Source organism: Modestobacter lapidis (assembly GCF_054780755.1).
Genome location: NZ_BAAGVS010000005.1, coordinates 81758 through 99556, shown reverse-complemented (window position 1 = coordinate 99556; position 17799 = coordinate 81758). Strand labels below are relative to the sequence as shown.

At 76.1% G+C, this 17799-nt stretch carries 15 protein-coding genes; 13 read left to right on the top strand and 2 right to left on the bottom strand.

Annotation, left to right across the window (positions count from 1 at the left end; translation table 11 throughout):
• Positions 1 to 147: 147 nt before the first annotated feature.
• The 5 genes from ACYVG5_RS08875 to ACYVG5_RS08855 all read left to right on the top strand — a co-directional run bounded on the left by ACYVG5_RS08875 (position 148) and on the right by ACYVG5_RS08855 (position 4395).
• Positions 148 to 1578 carry a GuaB1 family IMP dehydrogenase-related protein gene (locus ACYVG5_RS08875; protein WP_222048971.1) on the top strand — a complete coding sequence of 477 codons (1431 nt, stop codon included), beginning with the start codon at positions 148 to 150 and terminating at the stop codon, positions 1576 to 1578.
• Positions 1579 to 1582: 4 nt separating this feature from the next.
• Complete coding sequence (locus ACYVG5_RS08870; protein ID WP_222048972.1) at positions 1583 to 1930, top strand: metallopeptidase family protein; 348 nt, start codon at positions 1583 to 1585, stop codon at positions 1928 to 1930.
• A gap of 76 nt (positions 1931 to 2006) precedes the next feature.
• The gene (locus ACYVG5_RS08865) at positions 2007 to 2354 is read left to right on the top strand and encodes a GroES family chaperonin (protein WP_460683105.1); all 348 of its coding nucleotides are present in this window, start codon (positions 2007 to 2009) and stop codon (positions 2352 to 2354) included.
• Positions 2355 to 2493: 139 nt separating this feature from the next.
• On the top strand, positions 2494 to 3135 hold the full coding sequence (locus tag ACYVG5_RS08860; RefSeq protein WP_222048973.1) for a hypothetical protein: 642 nt from the start codon (positions 2494 to 2496) through the stop codon (positions 3133 to 3135).
• A 72-nt stretch (positions 3136 to 3207) separates the two neighbouring features.
• Positions 3208 to 4395: an AI-2E family transporter gene (locus ACYVG5_RS08855; RefSeq protein WP_222048974.1), complete on the top strand. Its 1188-nt coding sequence runs from the start codon at positions 3208 to 3210 to the stop codon at positions 4393 to 4395.
• 182 nt (positions 4396 to 4577) lie between these two features.
• On the opposite strand, the gene pheA is transcribed toward ACYVG5_RS08855, so the two are convergent.
• The gene (gene pheA / locus ACYVG5_RS08850) at positions 4578 to 5516 is read right to left on the bottom strand and encodes a prephenate dehydratase (RefSeq protein ID WP_222048975.1); all 939 of its coding nucleotides are present in this window, start codon (positions 5514 to 5516) and stop codon (positions 4578 to 4580) included.
• 113 nt (positions 5517 to 5629) lie between these two features.
• Here pheA and ACYVG5_RS08845 point away from each other — a divergent pair, with 113 nt between their 5' ends.
• The 8 genes from ACYVG5_RS08845 to ACYVG5_RS08810 all read left to right on the top strand — a co-directional run bounded on the left by ACYVG5_RS08845 (position 5630) and on the right by ACYVG5_RS08810 (position 16877).
• Positions 5630 to 7453: a diguanylate cyclase gene (locus ACYVG5_RS08845; RefSeq protein ID WP_222048976.1), complete on the top strand. Its 1824-nt coding sequence runs from the start codon at positions 5630 to 5632 to the stop codon at positions 7451 to 7453.
• Between the two features lie 190 nt (positions 7454 to 7643).
• The gene (locus ACYVG5_RS08840) at positions 7644 to 10460 is read left to right on the top strand and encodes a diguanylate cyclase domain-containing protein (protein WP_460683104.1); all 2817 of its coding nucleotides are present in this window, start codon (positions 7644 to 7646) and stop codon (positions 10458 to 10460) included.
• 243 nt (positions 10461 to 10703) lie between these two features.
• Positions 10704 to 11900 carry a nickel pincer cofactor biosynthesis protein LarC gene (gene larC, locus ACYVG5_RS08835; protein WP_222048978.1) on the top strand — a complete coding sequence of 399 codons (1197 nt, stop codon included), beginning with the start codon at positions 10704 to 10706 and terminating at the stop codon, positions 11898 to 11900.
• Positions 11901 to 11982: 82 nt separating this feature from the next.
• On the top strand, positions 11983 to 12579 hold the full coding sequence (locus ACYVG5_RS08830) for a TMEM165/GDT1 family protein (RefSeq protein WP_222048979.1): 597 nt from the start codon (positions 11983 to 11985) through the stop codon (positions 12577 to 12579).
• A gap of 102 nt (positions 12580 to 12681) precedes the next feature.
• Complete coding sequence (locus tag ACYVG5_RS08825) at positions 12682 to 13269, top strand: GGDEF domain-containing protein (protein WP_222048980.1); 588 nt, start codon at positions 12682 to 12684, stop codon at positions 13267 to 13269.
• A 17-nt stretch (positions 13270 to 13286) separates the two neighbouring features.
• Positions 13287 to 14732 carry a diguanylate cyclase domain-containing protein gene (locus ACYVG5_RS08820; RefSeq protein ID WP_222048981.1) on the top strand — a complete coding sequence of 482 codons (1446 nt, stop codon included), beginning with the start codon at positions 13287 to 13289 and terminating at the stop codon, positions 14730 to 14732.
• A gap of 437 nt (positions 14733 to 15169) precedes the next feature.
• The gene (locus ACYVG5_RS08815) at positions 15170 to 15640 is read left to right on the top strand and encodes a TipAS antibiotic-recognition domain-containing protein (RefSeq protein ID WP_460683103.1); all 471 of its coding nucleotides are present in this window, start codon (positions 15170 to 15172) and stop codon (positions 15638 to 15640) included.
• Between the two features lie 163 nt (positions 15641 to 15803).
• Positions 15804 to 16877 (top strand): FUSC family protein, encoded by a 1074-nt coding sequence (locus ACYVG5_RS08810; protein WP_460683102.1) that lies wholly within the window; start codon positions 15804 to 15806, stop codon positions 16875 to 16877.
• A 57-nt stretch (positions 16878 to 16934) separates the two neighbouring features.
• On the opposite strand, the gene ACYVG5_RS08805 is transcribed toward ACYVG5_RS08810, so the two are convergent.
• The gene (locus tag ACYVG5_RS08805; protein ID WP_222048983.1) at positions 16935 to 17729 is read right to left on the bottom strand and encodes a methyltransferase domain-containing protein; all 795 of its coding nucleotides are present in this window, start codon (positions 17727 to 17729) and stop codon (positions 16935 to 16937) included.
• Positions 17730 to 17799: the final 70 nt, after the last annotated feature.

Below are 17799 nucleotides of genomic sequence, written 5' to 3'. Positions count from 1 at the left end.
CGCTTCGTCGCGCGCGGCGGGAACCCTCCGGGCTCCGCACCGCTCACGACAGAACTCCCGGCGCGTTCGTCCCGCACGCCGGGGACCGGGCGGGCCCGTCGGCGTGCGGAACACCTCGCTGGCGCGAGGGTGCGGGACAATGGCCGCATGCGCTTCCTCGGCGACCGCCCCGCCACCGACCTGACCTACGCCGACGTCTTCATGGTGCCGGGCCGGTCCGCGGTCGGCTCCCGGCTGGAGGTCGACCTGACCACCCCCGACCAGGTGGGGACGACGATCCCGGTCGTGGTCGCCAACATGACCGCGATCTCGGGACGGCGGATGGCCGAGACGGTCGCCCGCCGCGGCGGCCTGGCCGTGCTGCCCCAGGACATCCCGATCGACGTCGTCGGCGAGGTCGTGTCCTGGCTCAAGGCCCGGCACCCCGTCTACGACACCCCGATCACGCTGGGCCGCAGCTCCACCGTCGGCGAGGCGCTGTCGCTGATGGGCAAGCGCGCGCACGGGATCGTGGTCGTCGTCGAGGAGGGCCGCCCGGTCGGTCTGGTCACCGACGGCGCCTGCCAGGGAGTGGACCGGTTCACCCAGCTGTCGGAGGTGATGACCCCCGGCCCGCTGACCATCCCGGCCGGAACCGACCTGCCCAAGGTCTTCGAGGTGCTCACCGAGGAGCGGGTGCAGGCCGCCCCGGTCGTGGAGGGCGACCGGCTGGTCGGCGTGATCACCCGCAAGGGCGCGCTGCGCTCGGCCCTCTACCAGCCGGCCGTCGACGCCCGGGGGGAGCTGCTCACCGCGGCCGCGGTCGGCATCAACGGCGACGTCGCCGGCAAGGCCGCTGCGCTGCTGGCGCACGGGGTCGACGTCCTCGTCGTGGACACCGCGCACGGGCACCAGGAGAAGGCGATCGAGGCCGTCCGCGCCGTGCGGACGGTGGCCGGGTCCACCCCGGTCGTCGCCGGCAACGTGGTCACCGCCGAGGGCACCCGCGACCTGATCGAGGCCGGTGCCGACGTGGTGAAGGTGGGCGTCGGGCCGGGCGCCATGTGCACCACCCGGATGATGACCGGCGTCGGCCGGCCGCAGTTCTCCGCCGTCGAGGAGTGCGCCGCGGCCGCCCGTGCGCTGGGCCGGCAGGTGTGGGCCGACGGCGGGGTCCGCCACCCCCGCGACGTCGCCCTGGCCCTGGCCGCGGGGGCGGCCAACGTGATGGTCGGCTCCTGGTTCGCCGGCACCTACGAGAGCGCCGGCGACCTGAACACCGACGGCGACGGCCGGCAGTACAAGGAGAGCTTCGGGATGGCCTCGGCCCGCGCCGTGCGCGCCCGGACGTCGACCCAGAGCGGCTTCGACCGGGCCCGCGCCGGCCTGTTCGAGGAGGGCATCAGCTCCTCGCGGATGTACCTGGACCCGGCCCGGCCGGGCGTGGAGGACCTGATCGACGGGATCGTCGCCGGCGTCCGCTCGGCCTGCACCTACGCCGGCGCCCGCACGGTGGACGAGCTGCACGAGCGGGCCGTGCTGGGGGTGCAGAGCGCCGCCGGGTACGAGGAGGGCCGGCCGCTGCCGACCAGCTGGTGAGCTGATGGACGCCCTGCCCCAGGACCGGTTCGAGGAGCTGGTCGCCGACGCCCTCGACGAGGTCCCGGCCGAGCTGATGGCCCTGCTGGACAACGTCGTGGTGCTGGTCGAGGACCGCAACGACGAGGAGCCGGACCTGCTCGGCCTCTACGACGGGTACGCGCTCACCGACCGCGGCTGGGACTACGGCGGGGCCCTGCCGGACCGGATCATGATCTACCGGTCGGCCATCTGCGACATCTGCGACGACGAGGACCAGGTGGTCGAGGAGGTCACGATCACCGTCGTCCACGAGATCGCGCACCACTTCGGCATCGACGACGACCGGCTGCACGCCCTCGGCTGGGCGTAGCAGAAGGACCCCCTCCCACGAGCCCTTCGCAAGCTCGGGCCACGACCGGAGGGGGCCGCGGGTAGCGTCGGCCGACGTGCCCCAGGACGACGTTCGCCCCACCACCGGCGCCAGCGGGCTGCCGATCAAGATGCTGCACGACCGGCTGCTGGTGTCGCTGCGCCGCGAGGACGGCGACCGCCGGTCCAGCGGCGGCATCCTGATCCCCGCCACCGCGCAGGTGGCCAAGCGCCTGGTGTGGGGCGAGGCCCGGGCGGTGGGGCCGACCGTGCGGCAGATCAAGGTCGGCGACCAGGTGCTGTTCTCCCCGGAGGACCAGCACGAGGTCGAGGTGCACGGCGAGGACCTGATCATCCTGCGCGAGCGCGACGTGCACGCCGTCGCCGCGGAGCGGATCGAGGAGTCGACGGGTCTCTACCTCTGAGGCCACCAGGTCGGGGATTGTGACAAGTGCGTGTCGGTCCGGGGCCGCAGCGCGATCCCGTCGCCGCAGCGGGCACACCGGGGACATGGGCGTCCGCAGTGGGTCCACGAGGACGAGCGCAGCGGGGTGGGGAGGGATCGTGGTGCAGCACGACGGTCGCCGCGCGCGGCGGCGCCGCGGGCTGACCGCCCTCGCGGCCGCCGTCCTGGCGCTGACCGGGGTGGCCGGCTGCACCGACCCCGCCGAGCCGGCGCCGAGCGCGGGGACCACCGAGGGCCTGGCGGACCTGCGGGACCGGGTCGACACGCTCGAGGGGCGGGTGGACACCCTCGAGGACCGGGTGGCGACCCTGGAGGACAGCGGCAGCTCCACCCCCGCCGCGCCCGCCGACCCCTCCGGTGAGGCCCCGGCCGACGGCGGGCCGCCCGGGGAGGGCTTCCCCGGCATCGGCGAGGACCTCGTCGGCCGGACGACCAGCGTGCGCGCCGTGGTCGCGGAGGTGATCCCGTCGACGGGGGTCGGCACCGCGTTCCGCGCCGACGGTGGCACCGGCGACCCCATCGCCGTGCTGTCGGCCGTCCCGTTCCCGGAACTCGACCGCGGCGACGTCGTCGAGGTCTCCGGCACGGTCGTCCGGGTCCGGCCCGACACCTTCGAGGCGGACTTCGGCGTGGCCGCCGACGCCCTGCTGGAGGAACCGGATGCCTTCCTGGCGGCGGCCGGCGGCGATCTCGCCCTCTCCGCCGACCGGATCGACGTCTTCGGGGAGGGCGGCGACTAGACCCGCCTCCTTCCTCCTCCTTCCTCCTTTCACCGCCGGGCCCGTCGTGCCCGGCCGAGCAGACGGGCCACGATGAGACGCCGATCCACGGGTGCCCCCAGCACCCCGGGCGCCGGTCGACCGGTTCCCGACGGTTCCGCTCCGGACGTCGACGGCGGGCCCGGCGTCGACCGGACCCCGACCGGGGTGGTGCCTGCCTGGACGCTGCGGGTCCTGGCGGTGTCCGGGGCCGTGCTCGCCGGGGCGGGGGTCGCCTGGCTCGCCTTCTGGCTGCTCTTCCGGCTGCCGCTGCTGACCCTCTCGCTGCTGGTGGGCCTGCTGCTGGCCGCGCTGGCCGGGCCGATCGCCCGGCGCCTGACCCGCAGCGGCGTGCCGCGGGGGGTGTCGGCGCTGGTGGGCGTCCTGGCGCCGTTCGCCGTCGTCGCCGGCATCGGGGTCCTGATCGGGTTCCGGGCCGTCGCCCAGCTGCAGGACCTCACCCGCCCGCTGGCCGCCGGCGTCGACCGGATCCGGGTCTGGCTGATCGAGGGGCCGCTGGGCCTGGACCCGACCCGGGTGTCCGAGCTCCGCAACGAGATCGTCACCCAGATCTACGCGGCCACCCCGGCCCCGGCGGACGGCGCACGCCTGGGGCTCTCCCTGCTCGCCGCGCTCGTCCTCACCGCCTTCCTCACGTTCTTCCTGATCAAGGACGGCGGGCAGATGTGGTCGTGGCTGCTCGACCGGGTGCCCGACCGGGCGCGCACGCGGGTCGACGGAGCGGGGCGGGCAGCATGGGACACCCTGTCCCACTACGTGCGCGGGGTGATCGTCGTCGCCCTGATCGACGCCGTCGGGATCGGCGCCGCGCTGTTCCTGCTGGACGTCCCGCTGTGGATCTCGTTGACGCTGCTGACGTTCATCGGGGCGTTCGTGCCCATCTTCGGGGCCACGCTGAGCGGGGCGGTGGCCGTCCTGGTCACGCTGGTCACCAACGGCTTCACCGACGCGGTGATCGTGCTGGTCGTCGTCCTGGTCGTCCAGCAGCTCGAGGGCAACGTGCTGCAGCCGGTCATCATGGGCCGGGCGCTGCACCTGCACCCGGCGGCCATCCTGCTGGCCGTGACGGCCGGAACACTGCTGGCCGGCATCGCCGGTGCGCTGTTCGCCGTTCCGCTGCTCGCCGCCTCCTACCGCGCGGTGGAGTACCTGCGCACCGCGCCGGACGGTGCCGGCGCGGCCCCGCCGGGGAACACCGCCCCGTCGACCGCCGCGTCCTGAGCCCTTCCGGCCCGGCGAGCGTTACCAGCCGGTTCACCGGAAGGCCCGCAGCGACACGCAGCTGTGACCGGAGTTGTCGCGTGTGACGAACTGGTCCCGCCGGGGGGTTGCCATCGGTTGCCGATGGAGCACACTGGGTCACCAGCGTGACGAGCGAAGGCGGTGCGGTGTACTCCACGCGCTCAGTCGGCCTCCCCCTCCCGGATCCGGGCCAGCCACTCCTCGGCGTCGGCGAACGCCGGGTCGGCCACGTGCTCGTCGACCGGCTTGCCCGGCAGGGCGTCCGCCCGCGGGTAGGAGCCCAGGAACCGCACATCGGCGCAGAGCCGGTGCAACGCGGCCAGCGCGTCCCCCACCCGGCGGTCGGCGACGTGCCCCTCGCAGTCGATGGAGAAGGAGTAGACGCCCAGGCGCTCCCTCGTCGGCCGCGACTCGATCCGGGTGAGGCTGATCCCCCGGACGGCGAACTCCGCGAGCAGGTCCAGCAGCGCGCCGGTCCGGTCGTCGACCACCACGGTGACGGTCGTCTTGTCCGCGCCGGTGGGTGCCGGCAGCGGCCCGGGCCGGGTGACCAGCACGAAGCGGGTCACCGCCCCCGGGTGGTCGGCGAGATCCTCGGCGAGCGCGGTCAGCCGGTACCGCTGCGCGGCGATCGGCGCGCACACCGCGGCGTCCCACTCGCCGGCGGCGACCCGGCGGGCGGCGTCGGCGGTGGAGGCGGCGACGACCACCTCGGCGCCGGGCAGCAACCCGGCGAGCCGGCTCCGGCACTGGGCCAGCGCGTGTGGATGGCTGGCGACCGTGCGGACGTCGGCGACCGTCGTCCCCGGGCGGACGGCGAGCACGAACGCCACCGCCAGGAAGACCTCCCGGGTGATCACCAGGGGCGCGCCGGTGACCAGCCCGTCCATCGTCGCGGGCACCGATCCCTCGACGGAGTTCTCCAACGGGACCAGGGCGGCGTCGCAGTTCCCGGCGCGCACGGCGGCCAGCGCGGCCCCCACGCTGGGCTCGGGGCGGGCCTCCTCCTCGCGAGGGGCACCGAGGATGCGGAGCGCGGCCTCGGCGAAGGTACCCTCGGGGCCGAGATAGGCGAACCTCGTCGGAGCTGTACCAGGCATCCGGCGAGGGTAGTGCGGCCGTGTCGGGGCAGGCGCCCGGCACGGGGGGAGCTGCCTCGTCACCGGCCGGTTGCGCAGCTGCTGCGTCAACCGTCAGTTGACTGGAGGAATCCGTGACCCCCGGGCCCGAGGCCGTCGACGAGCAGCAGCTCGAGGCGGCCCGCTGGCGCCTGCTCGCCGTCAGCGACGCAGGGGACGCCGGGGCCTTCGGCACCGAGTTCGCCGCGGTCGAGGGTGCGTTCCGCACCGCCGGCTCGCCGTGCTGGGACGCCTGGGCCGGTGCCTTCGCCGCCCGCACGCAGCTGGACGGCGGCGACCTGGACGCTGCTGCCGCCGACGTCGCCGCCGCCCGCGCCGACCTGGAACGCTGCCCGCCGACGGCCGAGCGCGCGCTCACCCTGGCCTACCTGGCGCACGTCGAGGTGGCCGCCGACCGCCTCGACGCGGCCCTGCACCTGGCCGTCGACGCCAGCCTGCTCGCCGACCAGGCCGGCACCGGCGAGCCCAGCCGCGCGCTGCACCAGGCCCACTACTGGCTCTCCCGGGCGCTCACCCTGCTCGACCTCGAGGAGCTCGCCGCCGCCCAGGCGTTGCGCGGCTCCCGGGTCGCCGACGCGCTGCCCGACGTCGCCGACCGCTGGCGCCTGCTGCGGCTGAGCGCCCAGCAGCACGCGGAGCTGGCCCAGACCGTGCACCGGCGTGGCGACCTCCCCCGCTCCCGCGAGCTGGCCGCGGTGGCGCTGGGCTGCGCCACCTCCGCCCGGGAACTCCCCTGGAGCGCACCGGAGCCCGAGGAGGACCTGCTCGCGGTGGTGACCGCCTGGGCGATGACGCTCGCCGGGCAGCTGGACGAGGCGCTGACCCCGCTGCGCCGGGTGCGCGGACGGATCGAGGGCGACGGCGGCGGCCTGCACCTGCTCGGCCACGCCGACCTGGTGCTCGCCCGGTTGCTGTTCTCCCTCGGCGAGCGCGACGCGGCCGCGGCGGTCACCGGCACGTCCGCCGCCCAGCCGGTTCCCGCGCCGGCACCGACCGGGCCCGGCGAGGAGGCCATCGACCTGCTGGTGGACGCGGCCGGCGCGTTCGCCGCCGCCGGCGACCGGCGGCGGTACCGCCAGTGCCTGCTGGAGCTCGGCCAGGCATCGGCCACGCTGGGCCACAGCGCCGAGGCCCTGCACTGGCTGGAGGCCTACCGCGCCGAGACCACCCGCGCCCACCTCCGCGGGCGCGAGCTCTGGGCCGAGATGTTCGTGCGCCGCAGCCGGCTGCGAGAGGCGCAGCGACAGACCGCCGTCCTCCGCCGGCACGCGATGGAGGACGCCCTGACCGGGCTGGGCAACCGGCGCAACGCCGAGCGGCGGATGGCCGAGCTCGACTTCGAGGCCGGCCCGGTCTCGCTGGCCGTGGTCGACGTCGACGGGTTCAAGGCCGTCAACGACGCCAGCTCCCACGTGCACGGGGACGCGGTGCTGCGCCGGATCGCCGAGCTGTTGCGGGTGCACAGCCGCACCGGTGACGAGGTGTACCGCTGGGCCGGTGACGAGTTCGTCGTGCTGCTGCCCGCGACCGCCGAGCCACAGGCCGTGGTCGCCATGGAGCGGCTGCGCACCGCCGTCGCCGACGCCGACTGGGCCGCGCTGCCGGTGCACCGGCCGATCACGGTCAGCATCGGGGTCGCGACCGCCGCCCCCGACCGGGTCGGCGGCCCGCACTCGTGGCGGGCCCTGTTCGACTCCGCCGACCTGCACCTGTTCGGCGCCAAGCGCAGCGGGCGCAACCGGGTGCGCGCGACGACCGCCGGCCAGGCCGGCACCCAGCCCGCCGGCCGCCCGCTGCCGATGACCGCCTCCGTGGACGACCTGGTCGCCGAGGTCCTCGGCAGCCAGGCCGCCCGGCCGCCGGGCTGGGCGTTCGACGACGGCGAGGTGGCCTCGTGAGCGAGCTCGCGAGCTCACGCAGGAGCACAGCAACCGGGCGAAGCTGCCCGACGAGCGCCAGCGAGGAGGGGCAATGAACCTGCGCGCCTCGCGGGGCCCCCGCGGCCCGGCCGGCAGCCCGGGCCGCGCGCGACGTGCCAGCAGGGCGCAGGTGCGTGACTCCCGGGCCGGCACCAGGCACAGTGCGCTCGTGCCACCCGGAGTCCTGCACCAGCAGGTGACCTCGGCGCTGGCCAACGGGCAGCTGGACACCGCCGAGGCGCTGCTCGCCGAGATCGACGGCGCGCTCGCGGTGCCGGCCACCGAGCCCGGCACCCCGCCGCTGCCGCCACTGGCCCGGGCCTGGGCCGACACGCTGCACGCCGAGCTGCTGGTCCGCCGGCTGCGGCGGGCCGGCTGGTCGCTGGTCGGCGACCCGCTCGTCGAGGGCGGCCCCGAGCAGGATGCCGCCCTGGATCTGCACACCGGCGTCGCCGGGCTGCACGACCCAGCGACGGCCACACCCACCCCGGCGCCGGCCACCGACGGCCGCGCCGAGTCCGCGACGCACGCCGCGCTGGCGATCGCCCTGGTGCGGTCGGCGCGGGCGGCCTTCGACGCCCAGGACGACGATCTCCAGCGTGCCGCCGGCCTGGCCCGGCACGCCCGCATCGAGCTGCTCTCCCGCCGGGTCGACGCCGCGATGGACGAAGCGGTCGAGGCGGCCAGCCTGCTCGACCCGGGCCTCCCCCCGACCCCGCTGCTGGTGCACACGCTGTGCTCACTGGCCGGCGTGCTGGCCGACCTCGAGCTCATGCCGCTCGCCCTGGACTACCAGCGTCGCGCGGCCGACACCGCCGAGCTGGCCGCCCAGCAAACTCCCGGCGAGCCGCGTCCGGACGGGCGGACGGCATCCGCGGTCGCCGCCGAGGCCGCCACCCGGCTCGCCGCGCTGTGCGCCGAGGTCGGTGAGGGCCTGCTCGACGAGGACGCCCCGGAGGCGGCGGCGCCCCGGTTCGCCGAGGCCCGCGAGCTCACCGTCCGGGCGCTGGGCCGGCTGCCCACCGACGACCCGGGGGTGCTGGAGGCGCAGGTCGTGCACGGCTGGGCGCTGGCCGGCCTGGGCGAGCACGAGGCCGCCGTCACGCTGCTGCGGTCGGCCGTACCCGCCACGGAGGCCGCCGACGAGGCCGAGCTGACCGCCTCGGCCCAGCTCGGGCTGGGCCGTGCGCTGCGCCGGTCCGACGACCGTCGCGCGGCCGACGACCACCTCGCGGCGGCGCTGGCGCTGGCCACCGAGCAGGGCCTGCCCCGGCTGCGGCGGGCCGCGCTGCGGGAGCTGTGCACGCTGCACGCCGAGCTGGACGACGCCGCCCGGGCGCTGCCGTACCTGCAGGCCTACCTCGCCGACGAGCTCGACCGGGTCGATGAGCGACGCACCCGCTGGGTGGAGCTCTTCGGCCGCCGCAAGAGCCTGCTGGAGACCGAGCGGGCCGCCGGGCAGCTGCGCCGGCAGGCCTACGAGGACCCGCTCACGCACCTCCCCAACCGGCGGTACGCCGAGGCCCGGCTGGACGGGCTGCTCACCGCGGGCAGCGTGCCGGCGCTGGCCGTCGTCGACATCGACCGGTTCAAGTCGATCAACGACGCCGCCGGCCACCCGGGCGGTGACGCGGTGCTGCGGGCCGTCGGCCAGCTGCTGGTCGACGGGTGCCGCGACACCGACGAGGTGTGCCGCTGGGCCGGCGACGAGTTCGTCATCCTGCTCCCCGACACCACCGCCGAGCAGGGCGAGCGGGCGATGGAGCGCATCCGCCGCTCGATCGCGGTGCACGACTGGTCCTCCCTCGGCGTCGACGTGCCGGTCACGATCAGCGTGGGCGTCGCCTCCGCGGCCCGCGGCGACGACCGCCGCACCCTGTTCGCCGCCGCTGACGGCGTGCTCTACGAGGCCAAGCGCGGCGGCCGCGACCGCGTGGTCCGGCTGTCCGGGGTGACCCAGACGCTCGCCGACGACGGCGCCCTCGGCACCGGGGACACGCCCGACGACACGCCCGGTGACACGCCCGCCGCGAGCGGGCCGGCGCCTGCCGACACGGCCTCCGCCGACGTCCCCGGCACGGCCGGGCCGGCGGTTAGGGTCGGCGACGTGAGCGCCCGACCGCTGGAGGACGACCCCGGATACCGGGCCGACGACGACGCCGACGACCTCGCCGACGCCGCGGGCGGGTTCGCCCCGCTGCTCGTCGAGCCCCCGGCCGACGAGGCGCCGGCCCGCCCGCGCAGCCCGCTGGACGAGCTGTTCGGCGGCGGCCCGCGCGCCACCGGAACCCGCACCATCTCCCCGGCCGCGCCGCCGGCGCCGGTCGCCGGCACCGCGGCCGCGCCGTCCCGCGAGCCGGCCGTGCCGGTCGGCCCGGACATCATCTGGGGCACCGGCCGCAGCACCGAGCAGGTGCTGGCCCTGGTGCGTGCGGCCCGCCGCGAGTTCCCCGACCGCGCCGCCCTGGTGGTCCGGGCCGACGCCGACACCTTGGTCGCCCTGGCCAGCGAGCACGACGCGTACACGACGATGGACCACGCCGCGATGTCCTGCGCCGTCGGCCCGCTGCCCGAGCCGGTGGGCCGGGTCGGCGTGCTGTGCGCCAGCAGCGGCGACACCCCGATCGCGGCCGAGGCCGCCTTCGTCGCCCGGGTCACCGGTACCGCGGTCGTCCGGGTCGACGACGTCGGGGGCAGCCGCCTGCGCCCGCTGCTCACCGACTCGTCGCTGCTCACCGAGGTCGACTGCCTGGTCGTCGTCGCCGGGCTGGATGCCGCGCTCGCCGGCGTGGTCAGCGGCCTCACCGAGGTCCCGATCGTCGCCGTTCCCACCTCGGCCGGGCAGCCGAACTCCTTCGGCGGCTTCGGCGCGCTGCTGACCATGCTGAACTCCGCCGCCCCCGGCGTCGTGGTCAGCAACATCGACAACGGCTGGTCGGCCGGGGTCTTCGCGGCAAGGATCGCGCGGCGGAGTAGCCGGGGTTGATGATGCGGACCGCGCAGCGGGCCGGGTGCTCGGTCGTCGCGACGGACCCGACTTCCGGACCGAGCCACACGGGGATGCGGTGACGGTCCAGCCGGACCGGGGGACGGCTCCTGGCCGGAGTGGCCTCGTCGCGGGGGCCGGAGGCTCCCCGACGGGGACACGGTCAACGGCTCCACGCCAGCCGGGAACGGCACGTGGCCGCGGTGTCGTCCGGAGGACGACAGTGTCATCGATGATCACGGCATGACCATCGGGTGGTTGGACTGCTCCGCCGGCGCGAGCGGCGACATGCTGCTCGGGGCGCTCGTGGACGCCGGGGTACCGCTCAGGGTGCTGTCCGCGGCCGTCGCCGCGCTGCCGGTGGAGCCGGTGACGCTCACCGCGGAGCCGGTCACCCGGCACGGGCTGGGTGCCACCCGGGTGCACGTGCACGCACCGGCCAGCGACGTGCACCGCACCTGGGCCGACGTCCGCGGCCTGCTCGCCACCGCCGCGCTGCCCCCGGCCGTCCGGGACGGCGCGCTGGCCGTCTTCGGGCGGCTGGCCGCGGCCGAGGGGCGGGTGCACCGGGTTCCACCCGCCGAGGTGCACTTCCACGAGGTCGGCGCCCTCGACGCGCTGGCCGACGTCGTCGGCGTGGTCGCCGGGTTCGAGCACCTCGCGCTCGCCCGGCTGTCGGCCTCACCGGTGGCGCTGGGCAGCGGCTCGGCCCGCGGCGCGCACGGCGTCGTCCCGGTCCCCGGGCCCGCCGTCCTCGAGCTCCTCGCCGGCGTGCCCGTCGTCGCCGGGCCGGTGCCGGCGGAGACCTGCACGCCCACGGGCGCGGCGCTGCTGGCCGCCCGGGTCCAGCAGTGGACGACGCTGCCGCCGATGCGGGTGCAGCGGGTCGGCAGCGGCGCCGGCGGCCGCGACCCCGTCGAGCACCCCAACCTGGTCCGGCTCGTCCTCGGTGAGCCCGCCGACGCCGCCGCCGGCGAACCCGGCGGCGGCGACCTGGTGCTGGAGGCGAACGTCGACGACCTGGACCCGCGGCTGTGGCCCGGGGTGCTCACCGACCTGCTCGCCGCCGGTGCCGCCGACGCCTGGCTGACCCCGATCCTGATGAAGAAGGGCCGGCCTGCGCACACCCTGTCGGTGCTCTGCGCCCCGGCGCGGCTGGCCGCCGTGCAGCAGGTGGTGCTGTCGGCGAGCTCCACCATCGGGCTCCGCCGTTCCGCGGTGTCCAAGCTGGCCCTGGACCGCACCCAGGGCCACGTTCCGGTGCTGGGCGGGGAGGTCGGGGTGAAGGTGGCCCGGTCGGCCGGCCGGGTGGTGAACGTGAGCGTCGAGTTCGACGACGTCGCCGCGCTCGCCGGGGCACTGGCCCTGCCGGTCAAGGAGGTGCTGCGCGCCGCGACCGCCGCCGCCGAGCGCGCGCACCCCGTCGAGCCCGGGGCCTGATCCCGCCGGCGCCGTCGCCTACCCTCGTCCGGCGAGAGGGGCAGCAGCCCTGGCCCGGTCGTGTGAGCAGAGAAGAGCAGGCGTGGTCCCCTCGGTCATCCTGGCCGCGTTCGTGCTGGTCCTGCCGGTCGAACTCCCCGACAAGACGCTGTTCGCGACGCTGGTGCTGGCCACCCGCTTCCCGGCCCTGCCGGTGTTCGTCGGCGTCGGCACCGCATTCGGCCTGCAGGTCGCCATCGCCGTCACGGCCGGCAGCCTGCTCTCGCTGCTGCCCGAGGCCCTCGTCACCGGAGTGGTCGCGGTGCTGTTCCTGGTCGGCGCCGTCCTGCTGTGGCGCAGCGCGACCAGCGCCCCCGACGAGGATGCCACCGCGCAGACCCGGGAGAACACCTCGTTCCTCCGCGCCGCCGCCATCTCCTTCGGGGTGCTCTTTGCGGCCGAGTGGGGCGATCTGTCCCAGCTGGCCACCGCCGGCCTGGCCGCCCGCTACGACGAGCCGGTGTCGGTCTTCCTCGGCGCCTGGGCCGCGCTGCTGGTCGTCTCCGGCCTGGCCGCCTTCCTGGGCAGGAGGCTGGCCGACCGGCTGCCGGTGGCGATGATCCGCCGGGTGGCAGCCGTGCTGTTCCTGGTCTTCGCCGTCATCGCGATCGTCGAGACCGTCCGCACGCTCACGGCCTGACCCGGAGGGGGCAGATCCCGCCCCGCCGTCCTCAAGACGGCCCGGCGGACGGTCGACGTCCTGAGCGGGGGCCGACAGCCGGCCCCGGGACGGGAGTGGGTCATGGACGCGGTCCGGCTGGAGCAGTCGCAGGACCTCCTGGTGCAGACGGCGGCGGTCGTCGCCGCGCAGCGGGAGTTCGCCTCCCGGCTGCGCAGCCGCACGATCCGCGACCCGCTCACCGGCCTGCCCGTGCGCAGCCTGCTGGTCGACCGGCTCGAGCTGTCGCTGGCCGCGGCCGGCCCCGGCTCCGGGCGCCTGGCCGTGCTCTCCTGCGACCTGGACGGCCTGGCCAGCCTCGAGCACCGGCACGGCCCGACGGTGGCCGACACCGCCCGCGGTGAGGTCGCCGGCCGGCTGGTGGCCGCCGTCCGCCAGGGCGACCTGGTCGCCCGGGTCGGCACCCAGACCTTCGTCCTGCTGTGCCCGGGGATCGTCGTCCCCGAGGACGCCGAGGGCATCGCGGAGCGGGTGGCCGCCTCGTTCGACGAGCCGCTGCGCCCCGATCCCGACGTCGCCGCACCCGTGCGGATCAGCGTGGGGGCGGCCCTGTCCGGCCGGGATTCCACGCCGGCGTCCCTGCTCGCTGCCGCCGATCAGGCGATGGCCCGGGTCCGTGCCGACCGGCTGGCCGCCGGCCGCACCGACTGACGCCCGCCCGTCCCGCCGTGCCCGTGTCCACGCCCGAGGTGTCCGCCGTCGACCTGCTCGACGTGCCCGAGGACGCCGAGCTCGACGCCATCGTCCGGATCGCCGCGGCCGTCACGGGCATGGCGATGGCCACCGTGAACGTGCTGGACACCCACCGTCAGGCGCAGCTGGCCAGCGTCGGCTTCCCGCGCCGGGTCACCCCGCGGAACGAGTCGCTGTGCACCCGCGCCCTGGAGGCCGGCAGCGTGTTCGCCTCCGCCGACCTGAGCACCGACGACCGGTTCAGCGACAGCCCGTGGGTGGATGGCCGCCGCGACGAGGTGCGCGGGTACGCGATGGTGCCGCTGCAGCTCGACGGCGGCGTCGTCGGCACGCTGTGCGTGCAGGACCGCGAGGTCCGGGCGCTGTCGGCCGACCAGCTGGACCGGCTGCGCGACCTCGGCACGGTGGTCGTCGCGCTGCTCGAGCGCCGCCGGCAGAGCCGGCGCACCACCGAGCTGGCCCGGGCCAGCTCGGCCGCGCACGCCGAGGCGACCGCCGCGCACGACGAGCTCGCCGCCGCCCATGCCGCGCTGACCAGTGCCCGCGCCTTCGACGAGGCGCTCCTCGACGCCCTGCCGGTGGCCGTCGTGGCGGCCGACCCCTCCGGTCGGGTGACCGTCTTCAACCGGGTCAGCCGGCTGTGGCACGGCACCGACAGCGACCCGACCCTGCTTCCGGAGGAGTTCGCCCAGCACTTCACCCTGCGGACGGCGGACGCCACCCGGCTGCTGGCCCCCGGGGAGGTGCCGCTCACCCGGCTGTTCCGCGAGGGGCGGCTGGAGGACGTAGAGATCAGCATCGTCCCGGACGGCTCGGCTGCCCGGGTGGTCTCCTGCAACGGTGCGGCGGTCCGCGGCCCGGACGGCAGCCGGCTGGGGGCCGTGATCGTGATGTCCGACGTCACCGCCCAGCGCGAGCTGGAGGACCGGCTGCGCACCGCGGCCCTGCACGACCCGCTCACCGGACTGCCCAACCGCAGCCTGCTGGTCGACCGGCTGGACCTGGCGCTGTCCGCGGCCGGCCGGGACGGCGCCCCGCTCGCCGTCCTGTACTGCGACCTCGACGGCTTCAAGGCCGTCAACGACGGGTGGGGGCACGCCGCCGGGGACGCCGTCCTGACCGGGGCCGCCGGCCGGCTGTCCGCCGCGGTCCGTCCGGGGGACACGGTCGCCCGGATCGGCGGCGACGAGTTCGTGCTGCTGTGCCCCGGCATCGAGGACCGCGCGGCCGCCCAGGCCGTCGCCGACCGGGTGGTCGCGGCGATGGAGACCCCACTGCCCTCCGGCGCCGGCCGGGTGCACCGGGTGGGGATCAGCGTCGGGGTCGCCCTCTCGACGCCCGACTCGGCCCCCGAGGCGCTGCTCACCGCCGCCGACCAGGCGATGTACCGGGTGAAGTGGGCCCGCCGCCGGCTGGTCTGAGGCGGATCCTGGAACGGGCTTGACCCTGACGCGACGTCAGGCTGTCTGCTCTGCCCTGTCCGGAACACACGGAGAGGAGGGGTCATGAGCTGGACGGTGGGCGAGCTGGCCCGGCTGGCCGGCGTCACGGTGCGCACGCTGCACCACTACTCGAAGGACCCCGCTGCCCCCCACCGCTCGCACGCTCGCGGCGGGCCCCTGCAGCGGGGCCAAAAGAACGTGCTGCTGCTCACGGATGCTGTTGTACTTGCGGCCCGCCTGCAGGGGCCCGCGCCGAGCTTGCGAGGTGCGGGGGGCAGGCCGGTCCTTTCGTTGCACCGGCGGACAGCATGTCTGTGTGGCCTGCCTGCAGGGGCCCGCGCCGAGCTCGCGAGGCGTGGGGGGGCAGGCGGGTCCTCCCGCGGCTGCTGCGGGACCGGCTCGAGCGCACCCAGGCGATGGTCGCGGCCGTCGAGAAGGAGATGGAGGCACGGCAGATGGGGATCTCCCTGACCCCGGAGGAACGGTTCGAGGTGTTCGGCGACTGGCTGCCCGAGGAGTACGCGGCCGAGGCCGAGGAGAAGTGGGGCGACACCGAGGCCTGGAGCCAGTCCCAGCGGCGGACGGCAGCGATGTCCAAGGAGGACTGGCTGCGGGTCAAGGCCGAGGGGGACGACGTCGAGCGCCGGTTCGCCGCCGCCCTGGCCGGTGGGGTGCCGGCCGACTCGGCGACCGCGATGGGCCTGGCCGAGGAGCACCGGCAGCAGATCAGCCGGAACTTCTACGACTGCTCCCCGGAGATGCACGCGGGGCTGGGCCGGATGTACGTGGCGGACGAGCGGTTCACCGCGTACTACGAGCAGATCGCGCCCGGCCTGGCGCAGTACGTGAGCACCGCCGTGAAGGCCAACGCCGCCCGCCAGGGCTGAGCCGCCCGGCCGACCGGTAAGCCGGGGCGTGACCCGGCTTACCGGTCGGCCACCCGGGTCGACCCGGCGAGGAACGTCACGGTGCCCCCGGTGCCGCCGGCGGGGCCGCGGGCCGCATGCTGGACGGGTGGGGTGGGTGATCGCGCGACTACAGCAGCCCTGGGTGCAACGCGGGATTCGGGCGGCGCTGGCCGCCGGGCTGGCCTGGCAGATCGCGGTGCTGCTGCCGCCGATGCTGTCGGAGTACGCGTTCTACGCCCCGCTGGGCGCGGTGATCGCGGTGCACCCCACCGTCGCCGACTCGGCCAGCGCGGCCTGGCGGTCGGTGCTGGCGATGCTGATGGGCTTCGCGCTGGCCTACGGGGTGTACCAGCTGACCCTGGCGGTGCCCGCCGCCCTCACGATCGCCCTGATCGTGGCCCTGTCGATCGCGGTGGAGCAGTGGCGGCGGCTGTTGCGGGAGCAGGCCAGCTGGGTGAGCTTCGCGGCGGTGCTGATGATCACCGTCGGTGCCGGTGAGCCGGGCCCCTATGTCCTGCGGTACGCCGGCCTGACCCTGCTCGGGGCGGCCGTGGGAGTGCTGGTCACCGCCGTGCTGTTCCCGCCGCTGCAGCTCACCACGGCGGTGACGAGGATCGCCGACACCCGCTTGCTGCTGTCCACCCACCTCGCGGAGATCGCCGCCGGACTGCGCGCGGGCGGCGTGCCCGAACCCCGGGAGTGGGAGCGCCGGGGAACCGCGCTCGACGCTGCGCTGGAGGCGATGCGCCGGGCCGAGACCCAGGTCGAACGGGCCCGGCGGGCGAACCCGCGGGCACACCGCTGGCAGGGCATCGCCGGCAGCATCCGCGAGCAGTCGCGCGCGCTGGACCGGGTCGCCGTCCTGGTCGACGACCTCACCACCCTGGTGGTCGAGTTCCAGCCGCACCGGCGGGGCCTGGACCGGGTGGACGGCGCCACCGGCTGGGTGCTCGCCGACACCCTCGACGGGCTGGCCCGCGTCGTCCGCATCCCGTACCACGCCGCCATGGAGGCGCCCGACGACCGGGACGCCGCCATCGCCGACGCGATGGCCGCGCTCGCCCGGCTCACCACGCTGCTGCGCACCTCGGATATCGCCGACGACGAGGGGTTCTTCGCCCTCGGCGCGGTGACGGTCGGCACCCGCCGCTCGCTCTTGGCGCTCGACGCCCACGAGCGGTTCCCGCGGCCGGTCTGGCCCACTCCCCCGGCCTGATCCCCGGCCTGATCCCCTGCTCCGGGCGGCAGAGATGGCCATTGCTGCCGCCCGGGGTCAGACGTGGATGAGCAGTTCTCCGTGCAGCATGCCGAGCCAGCCGTCGTCGGCGGCCGCCCAGCGCAGCCACGCGGCGGCCACGTCCGCCAGCTCGGCCGGCGTCGCCAGGCCGTAGGCCACCGCCTGCTCGGCGAACGCCGACGCGGTGGCGCGGCCGGCCCACGAGTTCCCCCACCACTGGCGCTCGGCCGGGGTGGCGAAGCACCAGGCCGTCGTGGTGGCCACGGTGTCGCGCAGCCCGGCGGCGTGCGCCCAGGAGAGCAACCGGCGGCCGGCGTCGGGCTCGGCGTCGTTGTGCCGGGCCACCCGGGAGTACAGGTTCAGCCAGCGGTCGAGCCCGGAGTCGGCGGGGAACCAGGTGGTCGCGGCGTAGTCGACGTCGCGGACGGCGAGCACCCCGCCGGGGCGGCAGACCCGGGCCATCTCGCGCAGCGCCGCGACCGGATCGGTGAGGTGCTGCAGCACCTGGTGGGCGTGCACGACGTCGACGGAGTCGTCGGCGGCCTCGAGCGCGTAGACGTCGCCCACCGCGAACTCGACGGTCACCCCGCCCCGGGCCGCCAGTGCGCGGGCCTCGTCCAGCGGCGCCGGCGACACGTCCAGCCCGAGGACCCGGCCGGGCGCTACCCGCCGGGCCAGGTCGACGGTGATGGTGCCCGGGCCGCAGCCCACGTCGAGGACGTCGAGCCCCGGGCGCAGCGACGGCAGGAGGTACCCCGCCGAGTTCTCCGCCGTCCGCCAGCGGTGCGACTGCAGCACCGGCTCCGCGTGCCCGTGCGTGTAGGTGTCCACCCGGCCAGCCTCCCGCACGACGCGCGACCGCGGCCGGGCGGCAGCCCCGGCGTGCTGCCGCCCGGCTGAG